Below are 24028 nucleotides of genomic sequence, written 5' to 3' on the forward strand. Positions count from 1 at the left end.
ACTCGCGCGCCTTTTCCTTTGCCGCCGCCTCCGCTTCCCGCAACATCCGGGTCGAGCGGCGCTCCCTTCCCGGTCATGCAGGCCGGGAAAGAGGGAGATCGCTGCAATGAACTTTCTGCTGATCCACGGAAGCTGGCACGGGGCCTGGTGCTGGTACAAGGTCGCGCCGCGCCTGCGGACCGAGGGGCACCGGGTGATCGTGCCCGATCTGCCCGGACGCGGCCGGGCGCAGCGCCCGCGCCAGCTCATCACGCTCAACATGATGGCCGCCCACCTCGTACCACTGCTGCCCGAAGGCGAGAAAACCACCATCGTCGTTCACAGCCGCTATGGCATCCTCGCCTCCCGGCTGGCCGAACTGGCCCCCGAGCGCATCGCGCGCACCATCTACCTCGCCTCCTTCATGCTGCCCGAAGGCGCCCGCGCCGCCGATTACTTTCGCGCCGACAAGGGTTCGCTCCTGCGGCCTCATATCTCCATCGGAAAGCTCGGCATGTGGGATGATCTCGCCCCGGAGATCTACCACGAGGGTCTCTACCACGATTGCAGCACAGAAGACGTGGCTCTGGGCCACAGCCTGCTTTGCCGCGAGCCCCTGCGCCCCGCGCTGGCCCGCCTTGCGCTCACAGCAGCTCGATACGGCTCCGTGCCCCGCGCCTACATCCGGCTGACCGAAGATCGCGCGGTAACGCCCGCATTGCAGGACAGATGCCTGTCCGAAACGCCGGTCGAACGGGTGGAAGAGCTGAAGGCCAGCCATTCGGCCTATTTCTCGCAGCCCGATGCGCTGGTCAAAACCATCCTGCGGCTTGGCGGAAGCTGAAGGGCAGGGGCCCCGCGATCAATACCGCGGCGGCTTGCTCTTCCACGTCCCGAGCCATTTCCGCCACCCGGCCCGCTTTTCATTGGCCGCCGCCTCAACCCGGTCCCACCGGTCCTCCGCCGCATCGAGCGTCGGGTCCAAGGCCCGCTCGCGGAACTGCCGCCACATCGCCCGGATGAACAACAGCGCGATGCCCAGCAGCACGAAGAAGGAAATGTTGAACCACGGAATCGAGTAATGATCCGGCCCGTCGATCGGCTTCACGCCGATCGCGTTGGGATAGATCGAGAAGAACCGGTTGCGAAAGCCGTAATGCGTGATCAGCACCCACTGCGGGGCGGCGCTGGTCGAGATGTATTCCTGCGCGTCGGCCTGAAGGTCGGAGCTGTCGAACTTGAAGTAGGGCGGCCAGATCCAACCCGAATCCTCGTTGCGATACACCATCACCCCGGTCGCCTCGCGCGGGATGAACCCGAGCAGAAACGACTTCTGCTTCACGGTCTGGATGAAGCGCACATCGCGGGTGGCCATCTCGGCCGCGCCGCTGTCGGCCTGCGCGTAGAACATCCGGTTGAAGCCAGAGAAGTCCTGCCGGATCACCTCGGTCCCGGTGATGCGCACCACGTCATGCTGGGGCAGCACGTAGAGGAAGATCAGCGCGATCATGGTGATGAAAGCCCATTTGATCGCGCGCCAGAGTATCCGCATATTGCCCCTCAGTTGGCGTTGGTCAGGTAGAGGATCACGCCGACGACGATCACCGGGATGACATAGACCAGCAAGATCAGTTTCTTGCGCAGCCCGCTGTGATAGGCCGCCATCCCGCCCTCGATATAGGCACTCCGCGCCGCATCGTCACCCCCGTCCGGGTGATCCTCGGCCCAGCGGTCCTCCAGCTTTTCGCGGCGGATCGAGCGCGAGTAGATCGAGATGCAGAAATAGAGCACCGTCAGAACGATGAACCCCACCACGACCAGCCGTATCAACCCCATCCGTTACCTCCTCACCGCGCCCCATGGCCCGACGATCCTGATGCGCTCTTCCGAGACACGGGGTTCGGGCGGGGGGCTTGGCTCTTCCATCGCATCTTCCCCGGTGCCGAAGAGTGCCGCCCGCGCCCCCTGCTTGTCCACCGCGTATTCGCGGGCGAGGAAATCGGCGACAAATTCCTTCTTGCTGTCCGGCCACTCCCGGTAGAGCGCGTAGAACAGCTCCTTGTGGCAGATGAAGAGCTGGCGCACGTCGAGCCGCGACAGCTCGGAAAGCAACTGGTTGATCAGATCGCGGTCGGGGTGGTTGGTGGCGCGCAGCGTATAGAAATAGGCCGGATGGCTCGAGGTAATCTTCGGCCAGCCCCCGCCCTGCTCGGCCCAGCGGACCAGCTCGTTCAGCGCATGAAACTCCGGCGGCAGGGCGCTGCCAAGCGTCTGCGCCAGCTTGCGCAGATCGCCCCGCGAGCGCGAGGGCACGTCCTTGCCCAGCGTCGCGGCCACATCGACCAGGATGAAATCCATCTTCTGCTTCAGGATCGCCGTCGCATCGGTGCCTTTCGCCTTCACGATCGGCTCGACGAGGTTGTTCAGCTCCAGAAACTTCGCAATCCCGGCCCGGTCGGAGAGGTCGAACAGATAGGGCGAGGGGATCTTGCCGATGCTTGCCTTGTCGCCGCAGGCAATCGTCGCCGGATGCTCCACATCGCGGAAAATGTAGAGCCCGCCAAAATGCGCCGTCCAGAAGTTGCCCTGGGTGAAGCTGGGCGCCTTGAAGGTCACCGGGTTGCGGGTGACATCCCCAGTCTGCTTGGCCAGCCCGATCATCTCGGCAATCAGCACATCATCCCACCAGGCATCGGGCTTGGTCTTGAAGGTGGCGATCTTCTCGGAAAGCGCCTCGGCCTGCTCGATATGCCCCGAGGTGGTATCGGCCCGCACGGTGATCTTCTTGATGTCGAAGAGGCGGGCGGGCGTGTTGACCTCGAAAACGGTATTATCCAGCTCCCCCAGCACCGCATCCCGCGAGGTCAGCGCAAAAAGCTGGCTCTCGTTCTCCTCGATGAACTGCCGCAGAATGCCGCGGCTCATGGAGAACTTGGCGTTCAGCAGGGGGGCGGTTTTCTGCGCGGTTGTGAGGAGGATGAACTGCCGGTTCACCCCGTTTGGGTTGAGATAGAGCAGATCGTCGAACTCGAAGGCGATCTCGGGGGAGAAGCCGGAGATATCGACGTGGAAGTCGGGCAGCTCCGTCCGCTTGCCGGTGAGCTTGTGGAGCGCCCGGTTGTAGCGGTCGATCAGGGCAGGGGAGGCGACCTCGATGAGGTTGCCGAACATCAGGCCGCGGGTGATGAGGCGTTTCATGATTCCTCTCCAAAGCAAGACGGAGGTACAAAGTCTCGATGCGCCTCGCTAATAAGTATGCCTTTTGGAAGATTGTTGAACAGCGCGAAAGTCTCCGCATATTTCATCATGTTGGCGCCGGTAGTGGTTTGGCAGTTATAAAATAGCACGGCGAGTTCGTAGTCTGAAAAAAGTGCTCGAAACAGCTTCTTATGTCGAGGCTGGCAGTGTGGGTTCTCCGAAATCGTCCGCATTGCGTTATATGTGAAGCGAAAATAGTGGCCCAAATTTGCGCCTTGCTTTTCGTACAAATCCCGATATTCGGCTAGGGTTTCAGCCAATGATTCAGCCGGGGAAACACCGCTCCAATCCTTGTCTTTGTCAAACAGGAGGTTGTAGAAGAACGGAAAGTAGTCTCTTCCTGATACTGTGAGCCGCTCTTCGCTCACCAACCGACCCTCCGAGAACCTTAAAGGTCGGTATGTGTGTCTAATCGAACTGGTTATTGAATTTTGAGTTGAAATCAGCTCAAAGAATGAAGTTTCGAATCTCTGCTTCTCATAATTCAGGTTCGACTCGTGGAACTCTTCTTCAGTAGCAGAAAGTACTTCTCTCTGCGCCGCCAGCTCTTGGCTTTGAAGCCAGACGGTAACTATTATCCATAGAAAAGCGAGAGTTCCGGCTATCCCAGCTAGGGTATCACCAATCTCGTTTGAGCTCGACTTCAGGAACATGCTCCATCGCTCGGAACAAACCTTGCCCTGCCAAACGTGAAACGAACAAACTTCTTGTTGGGCGAGGGCAAAGGTAACTAATCCGACGGTAGCTGTTCCAAGCAATCCCCAGATGATTGGATTCTGAATTCTCCAGAACGAGATTGGGGCTAGCTTGTCCCTCACCCCTTCCCCTCCAAATACCGCCGCTTCGCCTCCTCCTGCCGCCCGAAGTCCCGCACCATCCCGTCAATCGCCACCTCGTCCGACTTGTCGGCGTAGCGGAACTCGCTATCCGCGTACCTATTAACCTCCTGAATCACCATCTCCATGGTGATCGGCTGGCGCAGCTCCGAAACCATCCCCAGCTTCTCTTCATATGGCTTGAACAGGAACAGCTCCGGCTCCTCCATCCACTCGTCGGGCAGCTCGAAGTCCATCGCGCGGACCTTCACCGCGTCGGTGATGTTCTTGATCGCCCGCCCGGTAAACCGCTCATCCGCCTCCTGGATCGCCTTCAGGTAGCGGCCTACCTTGGCAATCGTGTCCAGCGCCCCGATCTCGGCCTGCACCCGGTCGAACACCTCCAGCAGCCCCGCCTCATGGGGCTTGCTATGCCCCTCGAAGCTGGCCGACACCGCCTTCTTGATCTCCTGCGCCGCATAGGCCTCGTGATCCCCGAGGGGCAGCGAATGGTTCTTGCCCATCAGCAGATAAAGAATGTCGATGTAATCCTCCCGCGTCTGAGGCCCGTCCACCAGGAACCGCGCCCCGGCCCGCTGCCGCAGGGCGTCATCCACGTTCTCCGGGTAGTTCGAGAACATCCCGAAGGTGCAGTTCCCCCGCACCACCGTGTTGGCCCCCGCAAAGGCCTCCATCAGCACCGCCGTCACCTCCTGCTGGCCGGCGCTGCTCTGCCGGTCGCCGCGCTTGCCCGCGATCTGGTCGATATCATCCACCGTCCCAAACCCGATCACCCCAGGGTCCAGCACGTTGTTGATGAAGGCCTTCGCGTTCTGCCCCGACTTGCCCTGATAGCTGTCGATATTGTCGATGCCGAAGTTCTGGTAGCGGAACGGATAGCCCGCCACACCGCAATATTCGCTCACCAGACCGGCCATCATCTGGATCAGCGTCGTCTTGCCGGTGCCCGGCGCGCCATCGCCCATGAAAGTGAAGATGAAGCCGCCCAACTCGACGAAGGGGTTCAGCTTGCGCTCGAAATCATAGGCCATGATCATCTTCGCCAGCCGCATCGCCTGATACTTGGCGATGTGGTTGCCCACCACCTCGTTGGGCTTCTTGAACTGCATCACCAGCGTGCTGCCCTTGGCCTTGCGCGCCGGGGTAAAGCCCGCGATGGTCAGGTCATCGGCCTCCACGCGATACTTCGCGCCGGTGAAGGCCCCCACGCGCGGGGCGGTCTGGCCCCGAAGCGCCACCTTCTCCATCAGTTGCTCGGCATAGGCCATGACCGTGGCCACCAGCTTCGGCTCCGCATCGGCAAAGCTCGCCAGCTCCTGGTCCAGCTCCCAGAGGCAGCCGTGGAGCGCCAACGGCGCGTTGTCGGTCAGCACCTCTTCCACCGCCCCGATCTCCACCGAAGCCTCGCCCGCCGAACTTGCCAGCAGGAAGGAGGTCGCATTGCCGAAGGAATACATCACCGCCAGCGCCTCGGCGGCCAGAAGCTCGGAAAATTCCGCCTTGCGGGTCTCGGGCAGGCGGCCTTCAAGGTTTTCCTTCTTCAGCTCCACCAGCCCGGTCGCCTCGCCAAAGCCTTCGCCCACGGCGAGCGCCACGGCAATCGCGCGGCGCAGGGCGTGCAGAACCGTGGCCTGCGTGGGCGAAACCAGCGGGTCGCCCTCATCGGCGGACTCGATGCGCTCCACCAGCCGCACCCCCTCGGGGCGGGCGCTGCTGCGGGTCACCAGTCCCGGCGTGGTCGAGCGAAACCGCCGCCGTGTGCCAATCCCGGCCGAGCGCTCGGGCGTGGCGGCCTCCTTGGGTGCGGCGATCCGGGGGGTATGGTCGATGCCTTCCAGCATCCCCGCCGCCGCCTCGTAATGCTTGCGGATCTCTTCTTCCCGAAGTTCCATCTCGTCGCTCGAAAGGCTCATCGCTCAATTCCTTCTCGAAACCCGCCTCATTTTCTTGCCGGAAATATCTCCCGCCGGAGGCATAAAATCTATCTGTAGCCAAACACCCGCCCACCGGGCGACACCACGAACTTGCGCACGCCCGAAAAGCCCGGCGGGTTCTTCTCGGCCAGCACCTGGTAGGGGCGTTCGGGCATGATGATGGCGCGTTGCTGCCGCGTGGCCCCGGTGTCGGCGCCGCGGCCCGAGAAAGGGTCGAGGGTGAATACCTCGCGCTCCACCGACGAAAACCAGCCCGCCTTCTCGCTGCGCACCCGTTCGCTCACCAGCTCTTCCTCGGTCCAGGCCAGCGCCCAGTCCTGCCCCTCGGGGGCCTTGGCCTCGGCCAGCACCTCGCAGAGCGGGCCGGATTGCACCGTATAGGCGGAAGAATACATCGGCCCCACGTGGAAGCGCCGGATGCGCTTGGGGTGCAGGTCGTCGAAATCGGTATCGAAGCCTTGCGCGATGGTCAGCAGCTTCAGGCCTGAGAAGCTCTGCGCCATCAGATGAGCCTGCGCTGCGGGCCAGCGGCGCTCGTCCTTGGGCAGGCTCACGCGGCCGGAATCCTCGCAATCCATCAGGTAGATCACCGGCAGGTTCACCTGGCTGTCGAAGATCGCCCAGTGGATCAGGAAGTTGCGCCGCTCGCCGCTGCTGCTCTGCCAGAGCGCCTCGGGGTCATTGCGCGCCCAGAAGATATTCTCGCCCAGCAACGCCTCGTAGTAGAGCCGCTGCGCCATGGCATATTGCAGCTTTGTCGGAATGCTCAGCTCGCCCACGATCTGGCGGATCATGTCATCCTTCAGCGCGGCGGCATCGGGCATGTTCTGCAAATGCCGCCCGGCCTGCTGGGCATCCACCGCCATGGTCAACATTTCCTGAAACACCGGAAAGCCGCTCTCGTGCCGGTCAAAATCGAGCTTGCCCACCGGCGTGCCCTCGCGGCCCGTCAGCAGGTATTTGTTGCCGAGCGCCGCAAAGGCGTTCGACAGCCCGCCGATGTAGCGACCCAGAATGGTAACTTCCGCCTTCGAAAGGCTTCCCTCCACCTCCATCGCCGCCGCCACCTTGGCCAAATGCCCGGTGATCGCCTCGAACTTCGAGAAATACCGCCGCGTGGCAAACTCGTCGTTCAGCTGCGCGTGGTCGGCGGTGAGGGCCTTCTTGGTATCGGTCATGCCGTTCCCGTAGGCTGGGTGAAACCCACCACCCCCCGTGCGGAGGGTGGCAAGGGCTTACGCCCCGTAAATATTCTTGTCGTGCTTCTCGACAATCTTCTCGAAGCGCCGGGCAAAGCGTTCGTCAGCCTTGGCCTTCTGTTCCAGCACCTTGCGGGCAAAGACCATGTGGTCTTCATGGGCCTCCATCATGTCGGCCATCCGCTGGTTGGTGGCCGCGCCGATGCCCGCCATGGCGGCCTGGGCCTCCTGGTCGGTCTTCACCCCGATCTCGTTGATCCGGTGGGCGACGTCCTGCTGCTGGGCGGTCTTCAGCGACTTGGTGAGCGCATCATAGAGCACCACGCGCTGCTTGGTGTCTGTCTGCAGCTTGTTGATCAGCACCATCTGGGTTGCGGCCTGGTTCTGCAGCGAGTCGACCCAGGTCTTGCCCTTCTCGATGTAGCGCTCCAGCGTCTGACTCTTGGCCAGCTTGACCTGCTCCTCCTGCACCAGCTCGTTGTACTTGTTGTTCAACTCGGCCAGCTCGGTTTCCAGCTTGGTGCGGGCGGCGGCGTCCTGCTCGACCGAGATCTTGTTTTCCAGCTCGATGATCTTGGGATCGAGGGCGGTGACTTCGGCGCGCAGCGCCTCAAGTTCGCCCACAGTCAGCTCGCGCTCGTCGAGGGTTTCGGTCAGGTTGGCCTCCACCTTCACCTTCTCGCCGTTCAGGATGGTCAGCTGGTTTTCCAGCAGCTTCACGATCACGTCCGACTTGGAGATGAGGTCTTGCAGCTTGTCGTCGATATTGGCGGTGCGGATGCGCTCCTGCCGCAGGCTCTCGGATTTGCCCGCCGAGAAGATGCCCACGAAGCTCTCCCAGCCGGTCTTGTCGCGGATCTCCGAGAAATCCTCCGAGAAGCCGGTGGTCACATCGTCGAGGCCCATGATGAGCTCTGCGATATTGGCGTTCATAAGCTCGGTGTGCTGGTGCACGTCCTCAAGCGTGGCGTTCTCGATATCGATCTGAATGTCCTGCCCCTCGGCCATCTTCTGGCGGGCGGTCTCGATCCGGCTCGAAAGCTCGGAGATCTTGCCCTGGGTCTCGGCCACCTGGGCCTGGGATTTCTCGATCATCGCATCAAAATCGGCCATCTCGCGTCCTCAAATTACATGGTGCTGGGGCGTATGTGGGGGTTTTAGCGCGTTTTGTTAAGGATCGTCACGTGCCAAATGCGGTCATCCGGGGGCCGATCCCTGCCACCCCGGGCAGGAATTTTGGAACATCCCCGCCGCTCTCCCGTTGGTTGCGTAACACGTGATCACAATCGGGGGACGATTCCTTGCACCAGCTCGCCAGCCGCCTTGGCCTGCGCACCGATCCAACCATCTTCTTCATCTCTGCGGGGCTGACCCTGCTCTTCGTGCTTGCGCTGGTCATCGCGCCCGAGCCCATCGGCGATGCTTTCGCCACAGGGAGGGCCTGGATCGTGACCAATCTCGGCTGGTTTTTCATCCTCGGCGTCAATGTCTGGCTCGGCTTCCTGATCTGGGCAGCCTGCTCGCGCCACGGCCATATCCGGCTCGGGCCGAAGGGCTCGCGGCCCGAGTATACCAACCTCAGCTGGTTCACGATGCTCTTTGCCGGCGGCATCGGCACCGTGCTGATGTTCTGGGGCGTGGCCGAACCGATCTCGCATTTCGCCGAGCCGCCGCTGCAGGGCGTCACCCCCTTCAGCGAGGAGGCGGCGCAGGATGCGATTTCCATCGCCATCTATCACCTCGGCCTGCACACCTGGGCCATCTTCGCGCTCCCCGGCCTCGCCTTCGCCTACTTCATCAACCGCTATGAGCTGCCCGTCAGGGTCAGCTCGGTGTTCTACCCGTTGCTGCGCGAGGGCATCCACGGCCCCGTCGGCAAGGCGATCGACATCGCCTCCATCCTCGGCACCCTCTTCGGCGTGGCCGTTTCCCTCGGCCTCGGCTCCAGCCAGATCGCGGCGGGCCTTGATGCGCTCACCGGCTCGGGCACCGGCCCGGGCGTGCAGGTGATGATCCTCGCCGTGCTCACCGTGGTCGCCATCGGCTCCATCGTCGTCGGCCTCGACAAGGGCGTGAAGGTGCTCTCCAACCTCAACATCGGCATGGCCGTGGCGCTGATGATCTTCGTTCTGGTCTTCGGCTCCACCCTCTTCCTGCTGCGCGGCATCGTCGAAACCTTCGGCCTCTATTTCGAGAACCTGCCGCACCTGATGTTCTGGAACGACATGCTCGCCAACGAGAACCCCGACAACCCGCCCTGGGGCTGGCAGGGCAGCTGGACGGTGTTCTACTGGGCCTGGACCGTCACATGGTCGCCCTTCATCGGCCTCTTCGTCGCGCGCATCTCGCGCGGCCGCACCATCCGCGAGTTCGTCTTCGGCGTGCTGCTCGCACCCTCGCTCTTCACCCTCGTCTGGTTCTCCATCTTCGGCTGGCAGGCGATGGAGTTCGACGGGTTGGGCCTCGCCGCCCGCGCCGCCATGGGCGAGGCGGCAGGCGAGATCAGCGCGGCAGTGGCCGAGTCTGTGCCGCTGGCCATGTTCGCCTTCTTCGAGCATTTCCCCTTCACCGAGTTCATCCAGGGCTTCGCCGTGGTGATCGTGGCGATCTTCTTCGCCACCTCGTCCGACTCCGCCTCGCTGGTGGTCGACATGCTCTGCACCGGCAAACCCACCCCCGGCCCGGTCGGGCAGCGGGTGTTCTGGGGCGCCGCCGAGGGGCTGGTGGCCGCCATGCTCATCATCCTCGCCGGCGAGGCCGGGCTGACGGCGCTGCAACAAGTCATCACCGTGGTCGGCCTGCCGATCTTCCTGCTGGTCTGCATGATGATCCCCTCGTTGATCCGCGGCTTTGCCGAGGAAGACATCGAGCACATCAACATCGGCACCCGCCCCGAGCTCGAGGCCTTCCACCCAGATGACGACGTGGAAATCGACGCCCGCAGCACCGCCGGGCGCACCCCGGAGCGCCCCGCACCCGCGGAGTAGGCGATCGGGCGTTGTGGCGGCACGGGCTTTGCGCCTAACGTGCCGCCATGCCTTCCGATCTTGACGCCCGCCTGTCCCAAGCCATCCGCGCCCGCGAGGGCGAGCTGGTGGCGCTCTGTGGCGACCTCGTGCAGATCCCCACGCTCAACCCGCCCGGCCAGCACTACCGCGCGATATGCAGCTACCTCGCCGAACGCCTCGGCAAGCAGGGCTTCGAGGTCGAGATGATCCGCGCCGAGGGCGCCCCCGCCGACTCCACCGAATATCCGCGCTGGAACGTGGTTGCCCGCCGCGAGGGCAAGCGGGCAGGGGAGTGCGTGCACTTCAACTCCCACCATGACGTGGTCGAGGTCGGTCGCGGCTGGACTGTCGACCCCTTCGGCGGCGAGGTGAAGGACGGCAAGCTCTATGGTCGCGGATCCTGCGACATGAAGGGCGGCCTCGCCGCCTCCATCATCGCCGTCGAAGCCTTCCTCGAGACCTGCCCCGATTTCTCCGGCGCGGTCGAAATCTCTGCCACGGCGGATGAGGAATCCGGCGGCTACGGCGGCGTCGCCTACCTTGCCGAACGTGGCTGGTTCTCGCCCGAGCGCGTGCAGCACGTCATCATCCCCGAACCGCTCAACAAGGACCGCATCTGCCTCGGCCATCGCGGCGTCTGGTGGGCCGAGATCGAAACCTTTGGCCGCATCGCCCACGGCTCCATGCCGTTTCTGGGCGACTCCGCCGTGCGCCACATGGGCGCCGTGCTGGCCGAAATGGAGGCCACGCTCTTTCCGCTGCTCGCCACCAAGCGCACCGACATGCCGGTGGTGCCGGAGGGCGCCAAGCAGAGCACGCTCAACATCAACTCCATCCACGGCGGCGAGGGGGATCACCCGGAAGACTACACCGGCCTGCCCGCCCCCTGCGTCCCCGACAGCTGCCGCATCGTGATCGACCGGCGCTTCCTGATCGAGGAGGAGCTGGCCGAGGTGAAGGGCGAGGTCACCGCGCTGATGGAAAAGGTCAAAGCCGCCCGGCCCAGCTTTACCTACGAGATCCGGGACCTCTTCGAAGTGCAGCCTACCATGGCCCCCGAAGATGCCCCCATCGTGCGCACCACCGCGGCCGCCATCGAAAAGGTGCTCGCCCGCCAGCCCGATTACGTCGTCAGCCCCGGCACCTACGACCAGAAGCACATCGACCGCATCGGCAAGCTCTCCAACTGCATCGCCTACGGCCCGGGGATACTGGACCTCGCCCACCAGCCCGACGAATGGGTCGGCGTGCAGGACATGGTCGACAGCGCCACGGTCATGGCCCTCGTGCTGGCCGAGCTGCTCGCCCGCTAAACCGCCTATGCAGCCGTGCCCTCGCCCGCTAACCTGAGGGAAACCACTCAGGGAGGCCCAGCCCCATGACCCTTCGCGCAACCCTTCTCGCCACCGCGTTCCTTGCCACGCCCGCACTGGCGCAAGACAGCATCACCCTCGGCATGGTGCTCGAGCCGCCAAACCTCGACCCGACCGGCGGCGCGGCGGCGGCCATCGACGAGGTGGTCTATGCCAACGTCTTCGAGGGCCTCACCCGCTTTGCCGCCGACGGCTCGGTGGTGCCCGCGCTGGCCTCCGGCTGGGAGGTCTCGGACGATGGCTCCACCTATACTTTCACCCTGCACGAGGGCGTGAAATTCCACGACGGCAGCGATTTCACCGCCGACGATGTGGTCTTCTCCCTCGACCGCGCCCGCGCCGAAGACAGCACCAACGCGCAAAAGGCCCTCTTCGCCGGGATCGAAAGCGTCGAGGCGGTGAACCCGACGACCGTGAAGATCACCCTCGGCCAGCCCGATGGCGCCTTTCCCTTCAAGATGGCCTGGGGCGATGCGGTGATGGTCGACGAGGCAAGTGCCGCCGACCTCGCCACCAACCCCGTCGGCACCGGCCCCTTCACCTTCACCGAATGGGCGCAGGGCGACCATGTGACCCTCACCCGCAACCCCGACTACTGGGGCGAGGCCCCCGCGCTGGCCTCGGCCACCTTCAAGTTCATCACCGACCCCAACGCCGCCTTCGCCGCCATGATGGCCGGCGATGTCGATGCCTTCCCCAACTTCCCGGCGCAGGAAACCCTGCCGCAGTTCGAGGGCAACCCGCAGTTCAAGGTGATCATCGGCTCGACCGAGGGCGAAACCATTCTGGCGATGAACAACGCCGAGCCCCCGCTCGACAACGTGAAGGTCCGCGAAGCCATCGCCCATGCGATCAACCGGCAGGACCTGATCGACGGCGCGATGAACGGCTACGGCACCCCCATCGGCACCCATTTCGCCCCCCACAACCCCGACTACGTCGACCTGACCGAGCTGTCGGCCTTCGACCCCGAAAAGTCGAAGGCCCTGCTGGCCGAGGCCGGCGTCTCCGACCTGACCCTGCGTCTCGCCCTGCCACCCCCCGCCTACGCCCGGCGCGGCGGCGAGATCATCGCCGCCCAGCTGCGCGACGTGGGCATCGCAACCGAGATCACCAACATGGAATGGGCCCAATGGCTCGAACAGGTGTTCAAGGGCCGCGACTTCGACCTGACGATCATCAGCCACACCGAGCCGATGGACATCAACATCTACGCCCGCGACGACTATTACTTCCAATACGCCGCCCCGGACTTCAAAAGCATGATGACCCTGCTCGAAGGCACCACCGGCCCCGACGCGCGCTCCGAGATCCTGAAAGCCGCACAGCAAAAGATCGCGGAAGACTTCGTCAACGGCTACCTCTTCCAGCTCCCCAAGACCGGTGTCGCCAATGCCAAGATCGAGGGCCTCTGGGAAAACGCCCCGACCCAGGCCAACGACCTCACCGGCGTAAGCTGGGCCGACTGAGCCCCGCCCGCCCGGCGCTCCCACCCGCCCACCCCGCGCCGGACGGCCGCCGCTCAGTCGGCCCCGCGGCGTGGCGTGGGTTGATATGTCGGGCAGAGTATTTCGAGCAAGAAAATGGGGCAGGGCACCGCCTGTTCATTTTCTTGCTGCAAATACTCCAGTGCAGGGTCTGCGGCGCGCGCAACAGCCGTTAGAAAGCCCCCCGCGCGCCACACCCCGTAGGGCGGGACTTGTCCCGCCGCCCCGATCAGCCCTTCAGATGGGCTTCGAGATCATCGAGCCGGTCGTGACCCCAGAACAGCGCCCCGTCGTCGACCACGTAGAATGGGGCGCCGAACGCCCCCTTCTCCACGGCTTCGTCGAGGTTCTTCCCATAGGTCTCCGCCCCGGCCAGCAGGCCGCGGTCGGCGATGCCCGGATCAAACCCCGCCGCCGTCAGGCAGGCCTTGATCACATCGTCCTGCGCAATGTCCTTCTCTTCCGCCCAGACCGCCCGCAGCAGCCCCTGCGCCAGCGCGCCCACGTCGCCGCCGCCCTCGGACTGCGCCGCGATCAGCGCGTAGCTCGACGGTGCGGCATTGGTCGGAAAATGCGCCGGGGTGAAGGTCATCGGCAGGCCCGTCTTTGCCGCCGCCCGCTTCAACTCCTGCATCCGGTAGGCCTTGCGGTTCTCGTGCCGCTCGCCCGGCGGGGTGCCGCCGGTGCGGGCGAAGAGCGCCATGATATCCACCGGCTTGTAGGCGATGCTCGCCCCCGCGCCGGCCGCAATTTTCTCCAGCCGGTCGCCCGCGAGATAGGAGAAGGGGGATATGGTGGAGAAGAAGTAATCTATATGCGGCATTTGCACCTCCCGGGCTCGCGCGTTTCTGGCCCTGACGGTAGGCCGGTGCTATGGGGTGTCAACATTACGATTCTGTCACGCGCGAGGGGAACCGCGATGCCCAATCCGACCGAACCCAAACTGATGTCCGGCAATGCCAACATGCCGCTGGCCAAGGCGATCTGCCGGCGCATGTCCATGCACCGGGGCATGACCGTGGGGCTGGTCGATGCCCGGGTCGAGCGGTTCAACGACCAGGAGATCTTCGTCGAGGTCTACGAGAACGTCCGCGGCGAGGACATGTTCATCATCCAGCCCACCTCCAACCCCGCGAACGACAACCTGATGGAACTGCTCATCATGTCCGACGCGCTCAAGCGCTCCTCGGCGGCGCGCACCACGGCGGTGATCCCCTACTTCGGCTATGCCCGGCAGGACCGCCGCACCAAGGCCCGCACGCCGATTTCGGCCAAGCTGGTCGCCAACCTTATCGCCGAGGCCGGCATCGAGCGGGTGCTGACGATGGATCTCCACGCCGCCCAGATCCAGGGCTTCTTCGACATCCCGGTCGACAACCTCTACGCCTCGCCGATCTTCGCCCTCGATATCCAGCACCACATGAAGGACAAGCTCGAGGACGTGATGGTCGTCAGCCCCGACGTGGGCGGCGTGGCCCGCGCCCGCGAGCTGGCCCAACGGATCGGGGCGCCGCTCTCGATCGTCGACAAGCGCCGCGAGAAGGCGGGCGAAGTGGCCGAGATGACAGTGATCGGCGACGTGAAAGACAAGGTCTGCGTGATCGTCGATGACATCTGCGACACCGCCGGCACGCTCTGCAAGGCTGCCGAGATCCTGATGGAGAACGGCGCGACCGAGGTGCACAGCTACATCTCCCACGGGGTGCTCTCCGGCCCGGCGGTGGAGCGGATCACCAAGTCGGTGATGAAAAGCCTCGTGATCACCGACAGCATCGAGGCCACCGAGGCGGTCAAGGCCTGCCCCAACATCCGCATCGTGCCCACCGCCCCGATGTTCGCCCAGGCGATCCTCAACATCTGGTCCGGCACCAGCGTCTCCTCGCTCTTCGACCACAACACGCTGGTCCCGATCTACGAGGGCTTCTACGGCACCGACGTCTGAGGCGTAGGGCGGGACTTGTCCCGCCATCCTCCTACCGGCGCAGCACCAGCGGCAAGATCGCCAGCACCAGCACCGCGCCCAGGGCAAAGGGCGCGCCCGGCCAGTACAGCGTGCCGCCCTCGGCGGTGAAGGCCCGGAACAGCGGCGTGAAGATCAGCGGCGCCAGAACCGCGGCCAGCGAGGCCAGCGCCGCGATCACCCCCTGCACCATGCCCTGCTCGTCCTCTCCCGCCCCGTTGGCCGCAATCGCGGTGAGCGTGGGCGGCACCAGGTCCGACAGGGCGGCCAGCGGCATCACCAGCACCACGATCCATGTGGTCGTGGCAAAGCCGAAGACCGCCATCGCGAAGCCCGAAATCACCAGCCCCAGCACCACCAGCCGCCGCTCGCCCAGCCGTGCCACCGCCAGCGGCATCACCACGCCCTGCGACAGGGCCATCAACGCCCCGTAGGCCGAGAGCGACAGGCCGACGGCCAGCGTGCTCCACCCCAGCGCCGCCTTGCCCCAGAAGGCCCAAAGCACCGGGTAGACCATGTTGGCGAACTCGAAGAGCGCAAGGCAGATCAGAGGCACCGCGAGGCCGGGCAGGGCAAAGGCCCGGCGGAAGCTGGCAAAGGGGTTCATGTCGCGGGCGCCGAAGGCGCGGCGGTTCTCCTGCTTCAGAGATTCCGGCAGCACCAGCAGCCCGAGGCAGAGGTTCGCCGCCGCCAGCCCGGCGGCCAGCCAGAACGGCGCCGTCACATGCCAGCCCGCCACCACGCCCCCCAGCGCGGGCCCCATGACGAAGCCGATGCCGAAGGCCGCGCCGATCAGCCCGAACCGGGCTGCACGCTGGTGTTTTGGCGTGATATCAGAGACATAGGCCGTCGCGGTGATATAGGTCGCGCCCGCCACCCCGGCCAGCGTCCGCCCCAGCAGCAACAGCCAGAAGCTGTCGGCCAGCGCCATCACCACGTAGTCGAGCGACAGGCAGGCCAGCGCCACCAGCAGCACCGGCCTGCGCCCCCAGGCATCCGAGATCGAGCCCACCACCGGCCCGAACACGAACTGCGCCCCGGCATAGGCCGCCATCAGCACACCGGCCCAAAGCGAGCCCTCGCCCACGTTCCCCGCGCCCACCCGCTCCATCAGATCGGGCATGATCGGAAACACGATGCCGATCCCGATGGCGTCGAGCATCAGGGTGGCAAGGATGAAGAACAGAGGGCCGTTCACGCGAGGCATGTGGGCTTCTCGCTGCGGGCGATGTGCCCGGCAAGCAAAATATTGATGACAGGAACGGGCCGTCAGGCCGATTGAACCGGCCTCGTCTCGCTTCAGGCCGGGTCAAATCCCCCGCCGCAGGCGCCTTCTCCAGCATGTGATGCGGTGGTGCTCAAGGCCGTCGCCGCCTCGCCCCGGGGGCGCCAGCGGTCGTCCGGCCTCAGTACATGTCCCAGTCGTCCTCGTGGCGCAGCTCGCCCATCGCCATCCAGCTCGCGCGCACCCGGGCCACTCGGGTGTCGCCCCAGGTGCGGAACACCAGCTCAAAGCCATCTTCGGTGATGTTCTCCGCCCCGATGTCGGCCCGCTGGTTGGTCTTCTGGTCCATGTCCCACATAGACAGGTTCACCATCACCGTGGGCGGCGTACGATAGGTTTCCGAGAAGCTCACCGCCCGACGCGCCTGCCGCGGGCCTGTGCCCGTCCACATCTCGCCGCCGTCCTCGAAATCCGAGAACAGCACGACAGAGCCCTCATCGACCCCGACCAGGTGATTGCGCAAGCGTTTCATTCAGTTCGTCATAACCCCGTCATCCCTGGTCCGTGGATAAAAGTAGATTTGGGCGAAAATTGGAACCAAAACGTAAAAAGCCCCGCCAATTTCTCGGCGGGGCTTCTGAAAATTGTCTTGTTTCGGGGGTCAGCTGCCGGAGCGCGGCGCAACACCCAGATCGTTGCCCAGAGCGGCGATATCGGCCGCGGTCTTGGCGAGGGCGTCGAGATCCTCGGCGCTTGCATTGTCACGTGCGGCGGCGGCGTCGGAGAGAAACTGCTCCAGCGTCTCCGGGGTCAGCTCCTCGGCCGGCACGGCGTGCTCGGCCAGAACGGTGGTGCCGTTCTCGTTAATCTCGGCAAAGCCGCCGATCACCGCGTATTTGCTTTCCGCACCGTCCTCGGCCTTCACGGTCAGAACACCGGGGCGCAGGGTGGTAATCATCGGGGAGTGCTGCGGCATCGCCGTCAGGTCGCCCTCGGCACCGGGAATCTGCACTTCACGGGCCGCCAGCGAGGCCAGACGGCGCTCGGGCGAAACCAGATCAAACTGCATGGTGTCAGCCATGGGTGGCTCCTGTTGGTTGGTGCTGCCCCCCGCGCCCGCCGTGAGGCGGGGCAGGGGGCGTTAGCTCTTAGGCGGCGTCGGCTGCCATCTTCTCGGCTTTGGCCTTCACCTCGTCGATGCCGCCAACCATGTAGAAGGCGCCCTCGGGCAGGTGGTCGTACTCGCCGGCCACAACGGCCTTGAACGAGCTGACGGTGTCTTCCAGCGGCACCTGAACGCCGTCGGAACCGGTGAACACCTTGGCCACGTCGAACGGCTGGGAGAGGAAACGCTGGATCTTCCGGGCGCGGGCCACGGTCAGCTTGTCCTCTTCCGAGAGTTCGTCCATCCCGAGAATGGCGATGATGTCCTGAAGCGACTTGTAGCGCTGGAGGATACCCTGCACGTCACGGGCAACGTTGTAGTGCTCTTCACCCACGATCAGCGGGTCCATCAGGCGCGAGGTCGAGTCCAGCGGGTCCACGGCGGGGTAGATGCCCAGCTCGGAGATCGCGCGGTTGAGCACGGTCGTCGCGTCGAGGTGGGCAAAGGTGGTTGCCGGGGCCGGGTCGGTAAGGTCATCCGCGGGCACGTAGACGGCCTGGATCGAGGTGATCGAGCCGTTCTTCGTCGAGGTGATCCGCTCCTGCATCGCGCCCATGTCGGTCGCGAGGGTGGGCTGGTAGCCCACGGCTGAGGGGATACGACCCAGAAGCGCCGACATCTCGGAACCGGCCTGGGTGAAGCGGAAGATGTTGTCCACGAAGAACAGCACGTCGGTGCCGGTCGCATCGCGGAACTGCTCGGCCAGGGTCAGGCCGGTCAGCGCCACACGGGCACGGGCTCCGGGAGGCTCGTTCATCTGGCCGAAGACCAGCGCAATCTTGGAGTCCGGCAGGTTGTCCGGGGTCAGAACGCCGGATTCGATCATCTCGTGGTAGAGGTCGTTGCCCTCACGGGTCCGCTCGCCCACACCGGCGAACACGGAGAGGCCCGAGTGCACCTTGGCGATGTTGTTGATCAGCTCCTGGATCAGAACCGTCTTGCCCACGCCGGCACCGCCGAACAGGCCGATCTTGCCGCCCTTGGCGTAGGGCGCCAGCAGGTCGATCACCTTGATGCCGGTCACCAGCACCTCGGCTTCGGTCGACTGGTCGGCGAAGTCGGGGGCAGGGGCGTGGATCGGGCGATGCTCGTCGGCCTCGACCGGGCCCTTCTCGTCGATCGGCTCACCGATCACGTTCAGGATGCGCCCCAGCGTGGCGGTGCCCACGGGCACCTGGATGGCGGCGTTGGTGTCGGTCACTTCCTGACCGCGCACCAGGCCCTCGGTGGCGTCCATCGCGATGGTGCGCACGGTGTTCTCGCCCAGGTGCTGCGCCACTTCGAGCACCAGCTTCTTGCCGTTGTTCTCGGTGGTCAGCGCGTTGAGAATCGCGGGCAGCGTGTCGTCGAACTGCACGTCGACAACGGCGCCGATGACCTGAGTCACTTTGCCTTTTGCGTTAGCCATTTTCGTTTCCTCTTCGTCAGAGCGCCTCGGCGCCCGAAATAATCTCGATCAGCTCGTTGGTGATGACGGCCTGGCGCGAGCGGTTGAACTGGATCGTCAGCTTGTCGATCATGTCGCCCGCGTTGCGCGTCGCGTTGTCCATGGCGCTCATCCGGGCACCCTGTTCCGACGCACCGTTTTCCAGCAGCGCGGTGAAGATCTGCGTCGCCACGGCGCGCGGCAGCAGGTCGGCCAGAATGGCCTCCTCTTCCGGCTCGTAGTCGTAGACCGTCGCAGCCTCTTCGGCAGCTTCCTCGGTGGCCTCGAAGGCCGCCGGGATCACCTGAAGCGCGGTCGGCTTCTGGGCAATGACGCTTTCGAACTCGGCATAGAAGATCGTCGCCACGTCGAACTCGCCCGCGTCGAAGCGGGTCAGCACGTCGCGGGCAACACCCTGCGCGTCGGTGTAGCCGAGGTTCTTCACCCCGCTCAGGTCGACATGGCCGATGAAGTGGCTGGAGAGGTCGCGTTTCAGCTGCTCCCGGCCCTTCTTGCCGACGGTGAGGATCTTCACCTCCTTGCCGGCCTTGATCAGTTCCTGCGCGCGGGCGCGGGCAAGCTTGACGATCGAGCTGTTGAAGCCACCGCAGAGGCCCCGCTCGGCAGTCATGACCACCAGCAGCTGCACCTTGTCGTCGCCCGTCCCAGCCAGAAGGCGCGGGGCGGAGTCGGAACCGGCACTGGCACCGGCCAGCCCCGCCATCACGGCATTCATCCGCTCGGCGTAGGGCCGTCCGGCCTCGGCAGCTTCCTGTGCCCGCCGCAGTTTCGCGGCGGCCACCATCTGCATGGCCTTGGTGATCTTACGAGTGCTTTTGACACTCTCGATCCGATTTTTTAGGTCCTTTAGGCTCGGCATGAGCTATCTCCCCGGCCAGCCTCAGGCAAAATCTTTTGCGAACGCGTCCAGAGCGGCCTTGATGTTGTCGGCCAGCTCGTCCTTCACCTTGCGATCGTTCTCGGTGATGTCCTTGAGCAGGTCGGCATGCTTGCCACGCAGGTGCGACAGCAGCCCGGCTTCGAACCGGCCCACATCGGACACCGGCACGTTGTCGAGGTAGCCGTTGGTACCGGCGTAGATCACACAGACGATCTCGGCGTTGGTCAGCGGCGCATACTGCGGTTGCTTCATCAGCTCGGTCAGGCGCGCACCACGGGCCAGCAGGCGCTGGGTGGAGGCGTCGAGGTCGGAGCCGAACTGCGCGAAGGCGGCCATCTCGCGGTACTGCGCGAGCGACAGCTTCACCGGGCCTGCAACCGAGGACATCGCCTTGGTCTGGGCCGACGAACCCACACGAGACACCGAGAGGCCGGTGTTCACGGCGGGGCGGATGCCCTGGTAGAACAGCTCGGTCTCAAGGAAGATCTGGCCGTCGGTGATCGAGATCACGTTGGTCGGAATGAAGGCCGACACGTCGCCGCCCTGGGTTTCGATGATCGGCAGCGCGGTCAGCGAGCCCGAACCATGCTCTTCGTTCAGCTTGGCCGAACGCTCGAGCAGGCGAGAGTGCAGGTAGAACACGTCGCCGGGGTAGGCTTCACGGCCGGGCGGACGACGCAGCAGCAGCGACATCTGGCGGTAGGACACGGCCTGCTTGGAAAGGTCATCGTAGATGATCAGCGCGTGGCGGCCGTTGTCGCGGAAGAACTCGGCAATCGAGGTCGCGGTATAGGGGGCCAGGTACTGCATCGGCGCCGGGTCCGAAGCGGTCGCGGCAACGACGGTGGTGTATTCGATCGCGCCGGTCTCTTCGAGCTTCTTCACCAGCTGCGCCACGGTCGAGCGCTTCTGGCCGACGGCAACGTAGACGCAGTAGAGCTTCTTGCTCTCGTCGTCGCCGGCGGCGTCGTTGTAGCTTTTCTGGTTCAGGATCGCGTCGAGCGCCACGGCGGTCTTGCCGGTCTGACGGTCGCCAATGATCAGCTCGCGCTGGCCACGGCCGATCGGGATCATCGCGTCCACCGACTTGAGGCCGGTCGCCATCGGCTCGTGCACCGATTTACGCGGGATGATGCCGGGGGCCTTCACGTCCGCGATCGAACGCTCGGTGGTCTTGATCTCGCCCTTGCCGTCCAGCGGGTTGCCGAGGCCGTCCACGACGCGGCCGAGCATGGCGTCGCCCACGGGCACGTCCACGATGGCCTTGGTGCGCTTGACGGTGTCGCCTTCCTTGATGTCCCGGTCGGAACCGAAGATCACGACGCCGACGTTGTCGCTTTCAAGGTTGAGCGCCATGCCCCGGATGTTGCCGGGGAATTCGACCATTTCACCGGCCTGGATGTTGTCGAGCCCATGCACGCGGGCAATACCGTCACCGACGGAGAGCACGCGGCCGACTTCGGCAACTTCGGCCTCCTGGCCAAAGTTCTTGATCTGGTCTTTCAGGATTGCGGAGATTTCCGCAGCTTGGAGAGCCATTAGCCGACCTCTTTCATTGCGTTCTGAAGGGAAGACAGTTTCGAACGGATCGAGCTGTCAATCATTTGCGAGCCGAGTTTCACGACGAGGCCGCCAATCAGGGCTTCATCGACGTGCGTATCGAGTTTCACGTCCTTGCCGACCTTCTTTGCGAGAGTCTCGGCGAGTTTCTTCTTCTGGGCGTCGGTGAGGGCCTTGGCCGAGGTGACTTCTGCCGTCACCTCTCCGTTTTCCTCAGCGATCATCGCCTTGAGCGCCTTCACCAGCTGGGGCAGGGCAAACAGGCGACGGTTCTGCGCCATCAGGCCCAGCGTCGAAGTGGTCAGGGCGTCGAGGCCCATCTTCTTGGCCACCGCCGTTGCCCCGGCAGCCTGTTCGGCGCGGGTATAGATCGGGTTGTTGATGAGATCCCGGAATGCATCACTCTCGTCGAGTGCCGCGCCGAGCGTGTCGGCGTCGCTTCCCAGCGATTTCAGTTTCTTGTCGCTCTTGGCGAGGTCGAAGAGCGCTGATGCGTAGCGCGCGGCGATGCTTGCGGATATCGAAGCCGTCTCGGACACGTCCACCCCTCGTTGTCGTTTTGGCCCGTTTGAATATGTGGGCTCTAGGCATAGATCGGGCATCACCGTCGCCGGTGCCCCCCGAAGTCGATGGGTGTCTAGCAGACGGTTTATGGGCTCGCAACTGCTTAAAGTGTCGGGGGCTGGAAGGTAAAATGCATGTAAAACAGTGCGTTAGCCCTTGTGCGACAGTTTGGTGTCATTTGGCCGCTGCCCGGCGGGGGGAATCTCTTTTGGCTCTGAATGCCATTGTATACCGTCGACCTGTCGCGATTTCCCGAGCATTGCCAGTGGCTTGCTGCAAACTCTCGGGCGCGGGGCAGGGGCTTTGCCGGCCCGCGGCCGATTTCGCACCTGCGGCATTTGGCGCAGCCCGCCCGGATCGGCCCGGGCGCAACCGCCACCCGCTCAGGCCGGTTCCACCCCGGGCTGGCGCGCGCCTTCCAGCACCGGCACCCTCTGGCGCTGCTTCTTGCGCACCGCGCCGCCGGGCGCATAGACCCGCTTGCTCGCCTCCAGAATGAGCACGCCCCCCGCGAGGTAGCCCGACACCTTCCGCCCGGTCTTCTCCCAGAAGTTCGAAGACTTCACCCAGAACCGCCGGTGGCTCGGCGGGCTGAACAGCGCGGCAAGGTGGCGCTCCGGCACAAAGCCGTTGGCCCGCAGCTGCGCTTCGAGCTGGGTCAGCGAGTAGGGGCGACCAAAGCCGAAGGGCGTCACATCGCGCCGCGCCCAAAGCCCGGCCCGGTTGGGCACGATGAAGATCGCGCGGCCCCCGGGGCCCAGCACCCGGTGCACCTCGGCCAACAGCCGTCCCGGGTTGTCGGTGGTTTCCAGCCCGTGCAGGCAGACGAGCTTGTCGACCTGCCCGGTGGTGACCGGCCAGAGCGTCTCTTCCACCAGCACCGAATGGTTGGGCCCGCCGGCGGGCCACGGGGCCACGCCCTGCGCGCCCGGCATCAGCGCCATCACCCGCCGCGCATCCGCGAGGTAGGGGCGCAGCAGCGGCGTTGCAAATCCGTAGCCCGCCACCGTCTGTGCCTTTGCCTCCGGCCAGAGCGTCGTCACCTGGTCCCGGATTGCCCGTTGCGCCACACGCCCTAGCTGGGTGCGGTAATAGAAGTTCCTCAGGTCGAGAACGTCCAGATGCATCGGTTGCCGGTAGCCCTCGCTTGGGTCGGGGTCGGGATTGGATTAGTCTGGCCAGACCATATCAGCGCGAAAGGGAAACGCCATGCCCCTCGAAATCCTCACCGTCCCCTGCCTCTCCGACAACTACGCCTATGTGGTCAAGGGCCCCGACGGGGTCTGCCTGATAGATGCGCCCGAGGCCGCGCCGATCATCGACGCGCTGGAGTCCAGCGGCTGGACCCCGGGCGTGCTGATGATCACCCACCACCACCACGACCACGTCGGCGGGGTGGAGGAGCTGCGCGAGAAATACGGCCTCAAGGTCATGGGCCCCAAGGCCGAGGAGGCCAAGCTGCCCCCGCTCGACATGGCGCTTGCCGAAGGGATGAACGGGGGCAACGGCGAGGGCTACACCGTGCCCCTCGAGGTGCCCGGCCACACCCTCGGCCACCTCGCCTTCCATTTTCCCAACGGCGGGGCGCTCTTCACCGCCGACAGCCTGATGGCGCTGGGGTGCGGCCGGGTGTTCGAGGGCACCTTCGAGCAGATGCACAACTCGCTGCAGAAACTCGCTGCCCTTCCGCCCGAAACCATGGTCTACTCGGGGCACGAATACACCATGAGCAACGCCCGCTTCGCCCTCAGCGTCGATCCCGACAACCCCGCGCTTCTCGAACGGGTCAAGAAAGTGGCAACCCGGCGCGAGGCCGGCGAACCCACCGCGCAGGTCACGCTGGCCGAGGAACTGGCCACCAACCCCTTCCTGCGGTGCGGTGACGCAGGCATCCGCGCCACAGTCGGCATGGAAAACGCCACCGATGCAGAGGTTTTTGCCGAAATCCGGCGGAGAAAGGATGCATTTTGAGCGCGGGGCCCTATAATGCCGCGAACGCTTTTCGGGGCGCCGCGCCGCACTCGGGTTTGCCGATCACAATTTGTGCAAATCCGGCCCTCGCGTGAAAAAACTCTCACAAAAGACTTGAAGGTTCGGGTTTTCCACCGAACTTTAATCATATGAGGCCACGGTCAAGGACGGGCCAACCCCAC

General features: G+C 64.6%; 22 protein-coding genes. 6 read left to right on the forward strand and 16 right to left on the reverse strand.

All coding sequences use genetic code 11. The annotated features are described in order from the left end of the window. Positions 1–106 precede the first annotated feature (106 nt). Positions 107–823 (forward strand): alpha/beta fold hydrolase, encoded by a 717-nt coding sequence (locus tag GTH22_RS20720; RefSeq protein WP_252947493.1) that lies wholly within the window; start codon positions 107–109, stop codon positions 821–823. A gap of 18 nt (positions 824–841) precedes the next feature. On the opposite strand, the gene GTH22_RS20725 is transcribed toward GTH22_RS20720, so the two are convergent. The 7 genes from GTH22_RS20725 to GTH22_RS20755 all read right to left on the reverse strand — a co-directional run bounded on the left by GTH22_RS20725 (position 842) and on the right by GTH22_RS20755 (position 8319). Beyond that, positions 842–1531, reverse strand: a complete 690-nt coding sequence (locus tag GTH22_RS20725; protein WP_252947494.1) for a DUF1523 family protein — start codon at positions 1529–1531, stop codon at positions 842–844. An 8-nt stretch (positions 1532–1539) separates the two neighbouring features. Then, positions 1540–1815, reverse strand: coding sequence for a hypothetical protein (locus GTH22_RS20730; RefSeq protein WP_252947495.1), 276 nt, complete (start codon positions 1813–1815; stop codon positions 1540–1542). Between the two features lie 3 nt (positions 1816–1818). Continuing rightward, complete coding sequence (locus GTH22_RS20735) at positions 1819–3177, reverse strand: DUF6638 family protein (protein WP_252947496.1); 1359 nt, start codon at positions 3175–3177, stop codon at positions 1819–1821. Next, positions 3174–4055: a putative phage abortive infection protein gene (locus GTH22_RS20740; RefSeq protein ID WP_252947497.1), complete on the reverse strand. Its 882-nt coding sequence runs from the start codon at positions 4053–4055 to the stop codon at positions 3174–3176. Before GTH22_RS20740 ends, GTH22_RS20735 begins: the two co-directional genes overlap by 4 nt. Then, entirely contained in the window at positions 4052–5986 is a 1935-nt protein-coding gene (locus GTH22_RS20745) for an ATP-binding protein (RefSeq protein WP_252947498.1), read from the reverse strand. Before GTH22_RS20745 ends, GTH22_RS20740 begins: the two co-directional genes overlap by 4 nt. A gap of 68 nt (positions 5987–6054) precedes the next feature. After that, the gene (locus GTH22_RS20750) at positions 6055–7185 is read right to left on the reverse strand and encodes a hypothetical protein (protein WP_252947499.1); all 1131 of its coding nucleotides are present in this window, start codon (positions 7183–7185) and stop codon (positions 6055–6057) included. A gap of 57 nt (positions 7186–7242) precedes the next feature. Then, positions 7243–8319, reverse strand: coding sequence for a hypothetical protein (locus GTH22_RS20755; protein WP_252947500.1), 1077 nt, complete (start codon positions 8317–8319; stop codon positions 7243–7245). Positions 8320–8507: 188 nt separating this feature from the next. On the opposite strand from GTH22_RS20755, the gene GTH22_RS20760 reads away from it, so the two are divergent. The 3 genes from GTH22_RS20760 to GTH22_RS20770 all read left to right on the forward strand — a co-directional run bounded on the left by GTH22_RS20760 (position 8508) and on the right by GTH22_RS20770 (position 13056). Beyond that, entirely contained in the window at positions 8508–10193 is a 1686-nt protein-coding gene (locus GTH22_RS20760; protein ID WP_252947501.1) for a BCCT family transporter, read from the forward strand. 47 nt (positions 10194–10240) lie between these two features. Further along, positions 10241–11527: an acetylornithine deacetylase/succinyl-diaminopimelate desuccinylase family protein gene (locus GTH22_RS20765; protein ID WP_252947502.1), complete on the forward strand. Its 1287-nt coding sequence runs from the start codon at positions 10241–10243 to the stop codon at positions 11525–11527. A 65-nt stretch (positions 11528–11592) separates the two neighbouring features. Then, a complete protein-coding gene (locus GTH22_RS20770) occupies positions 11593–13056 on the forward strand; it encodes an ABC transporter substrate-binding protein (protein ID WP_252947503.1) in 1464 nt (487 codons plus the stop codon). 247 nt (positions 13057–13303) lie between these two features. Here the strand turns inward: GTH22_RS20770 and GTH22_RS20775 are convergent, their stop codons facing one another. Further along, positions 13304–13897 (reverse strand): 2-hydroxychromene-2-carboxylate isomerase, encoded by a 594-nt coding sequence (locus GTH22_RS20775; protein ID WP_252947504.1) that lies wholly within the window; start codon positions 13895–13897, stop codon positions 13304–13306. 96 nt (positions 13898–13993) lie between these two features. Here GTH22_RS20775 and GTH22_RS20780 point away from each other — a divergent pair, with 96 nt between their 5' ends. After that, complete coding sequence (locus tag GTH22_RS20780) at positions 13994–15016, forward strand: ribose-phosphate pyrophosphokinase (RefSeq protein WP_252947505.1); 1023 nt, start codon at positions 13994–13996, stop codon at positions 15014–15016. Between the two features lie 31 nt (positions 15017–15047). On the opposite strand, the gene GTH22_RS20785 is transcribed toward GTH22_RS20780, so the two are convergent. The 8 genes from GTH22_RS20785 to GTH22_RS20820 all read right to left on the reverse strand — a co-directional run bounded on the left by GTH22_RS20785 (position 15048) and on the right by GTH22_RS20820 (position 23002). Beyond that, on the reverse strand, positions 15048–16241 hold the full coding sequence (locus GTH22_RS20785) for an MFS transporter (RefSeq protein ID WP_252947506.1): 1194 nt from the start codon (positions 16239–16241) through the stop codon (positions 15048–15050). 199 nt (positions 16242–16440) lie between these two features. Beyond that, positions 16441–16791: an H-type lectin domain-containing protein gene (locus GTH22_RS20790; protein WP_252947507.1), complete on the reverse strand. Its 351-nt coding sequence runs from the start codon at positions 16789–16791 to the stop codon at positions 16441–16443. A 129-nt stretch (positions 16792–16920) separates the two neighbouring features. Next, positions 16921–17340: a F0F1 ATP synthase subunit epsilon gene (locus tag GTH22_RS20795; RefSeq protein ID WP_252947508.1), complete on the reverse strand. Its 420-nt coding sequence runs from the start codon at positions 17338–17340 to the stop codon at positions 16921–16923. Between the two features lie 67 nt (positions 17341–17407). After that, on the reverse strand, positions 17408–18832 hold the full coding sequence (atpD, locus tag GTH22_RS20800) for a F0F1 ATP synthase subunit beta (RefSeq protein ID WP_252947509.1): 1425 nt from the start codon (positions 18830–18832) through the stop codon (positions 17408–17410). A 16-nt stretch (positions 18833–18848) separates the two neighbouring features. Continuing rightward, on the reverse strand, positions 18849–19730 hold the full coding sequence (locus GTH22_RS20805; protein ID WP_252947510.1) for a F0F1 ATP synthase subunit gamma: 882 nt from the start codon (positions 19728–19730) through the stop codon (positions 18849–18851). A 21-nt stretch (positions 19731–19751) separates the two neighbouring features. After that, positions 19752–21290, reverse strand: coding sequence for a F0F1 ATP synthase subunit alpha (gene atpA, locus GTH22_RS20810; RefSeq protein WP_252947511.1), 1539 nt, complete (start codon positions 21288–21290; stop codon positions 19752–19754). Beyond that, on the reverse strand, positions 21290–21856 hold the full coding sequence (locus GTH22_RS20815) for a F0F1 ATP synthase subunit delta (protein ID WP_252947512.1): 567 nt from the start codon (positions 21854–21856) through the stop codon (positions 21290–21292). Before GTH22_RS20815 ends, atpA begins: the two co-directional genes overlap by 1 nt. Positions 21857–22258: 402 nt before the next feature. Further along, a complete protein-coding gene (locus GTH22_RS20820; protein WP_252947513.1) occupies positions 22259–23002 on the reverse strand; it encodes a methyltransferase domain-containing protein in 744 nt (247 codons plus the stop codon). An 82-nt stretch (positions 23003–23084) separates the two neighbouring features. On the opposite strand from GTH22_RS20820, the gene gloB reads away from it, so the two are divergent. After that, the gene (gene gloB / locus GTH22_RS20825; RefSeq protein WP_252947514.1) at positions 23085–23846 is read left to right on the forward strand and encodes a hydroxyacylglutathione hydrolase; all 762 of its coding nucleotides are present in this window, start codon (positions 23085–23087) and stop codon (positions 23844–23846) included. Positions 23847–24028: the final 182 nt, after the last annotated feature.

Source organism: Oceanicola sp. 502str15 (genome assembly GCF_024105635.1).
Classification (GTDB): domain Bacteria; phylum Pseudomonadota; class Alphaproteobacteria; order Rhodobacterales; family Rhodobacteraceae; genus Vannielia.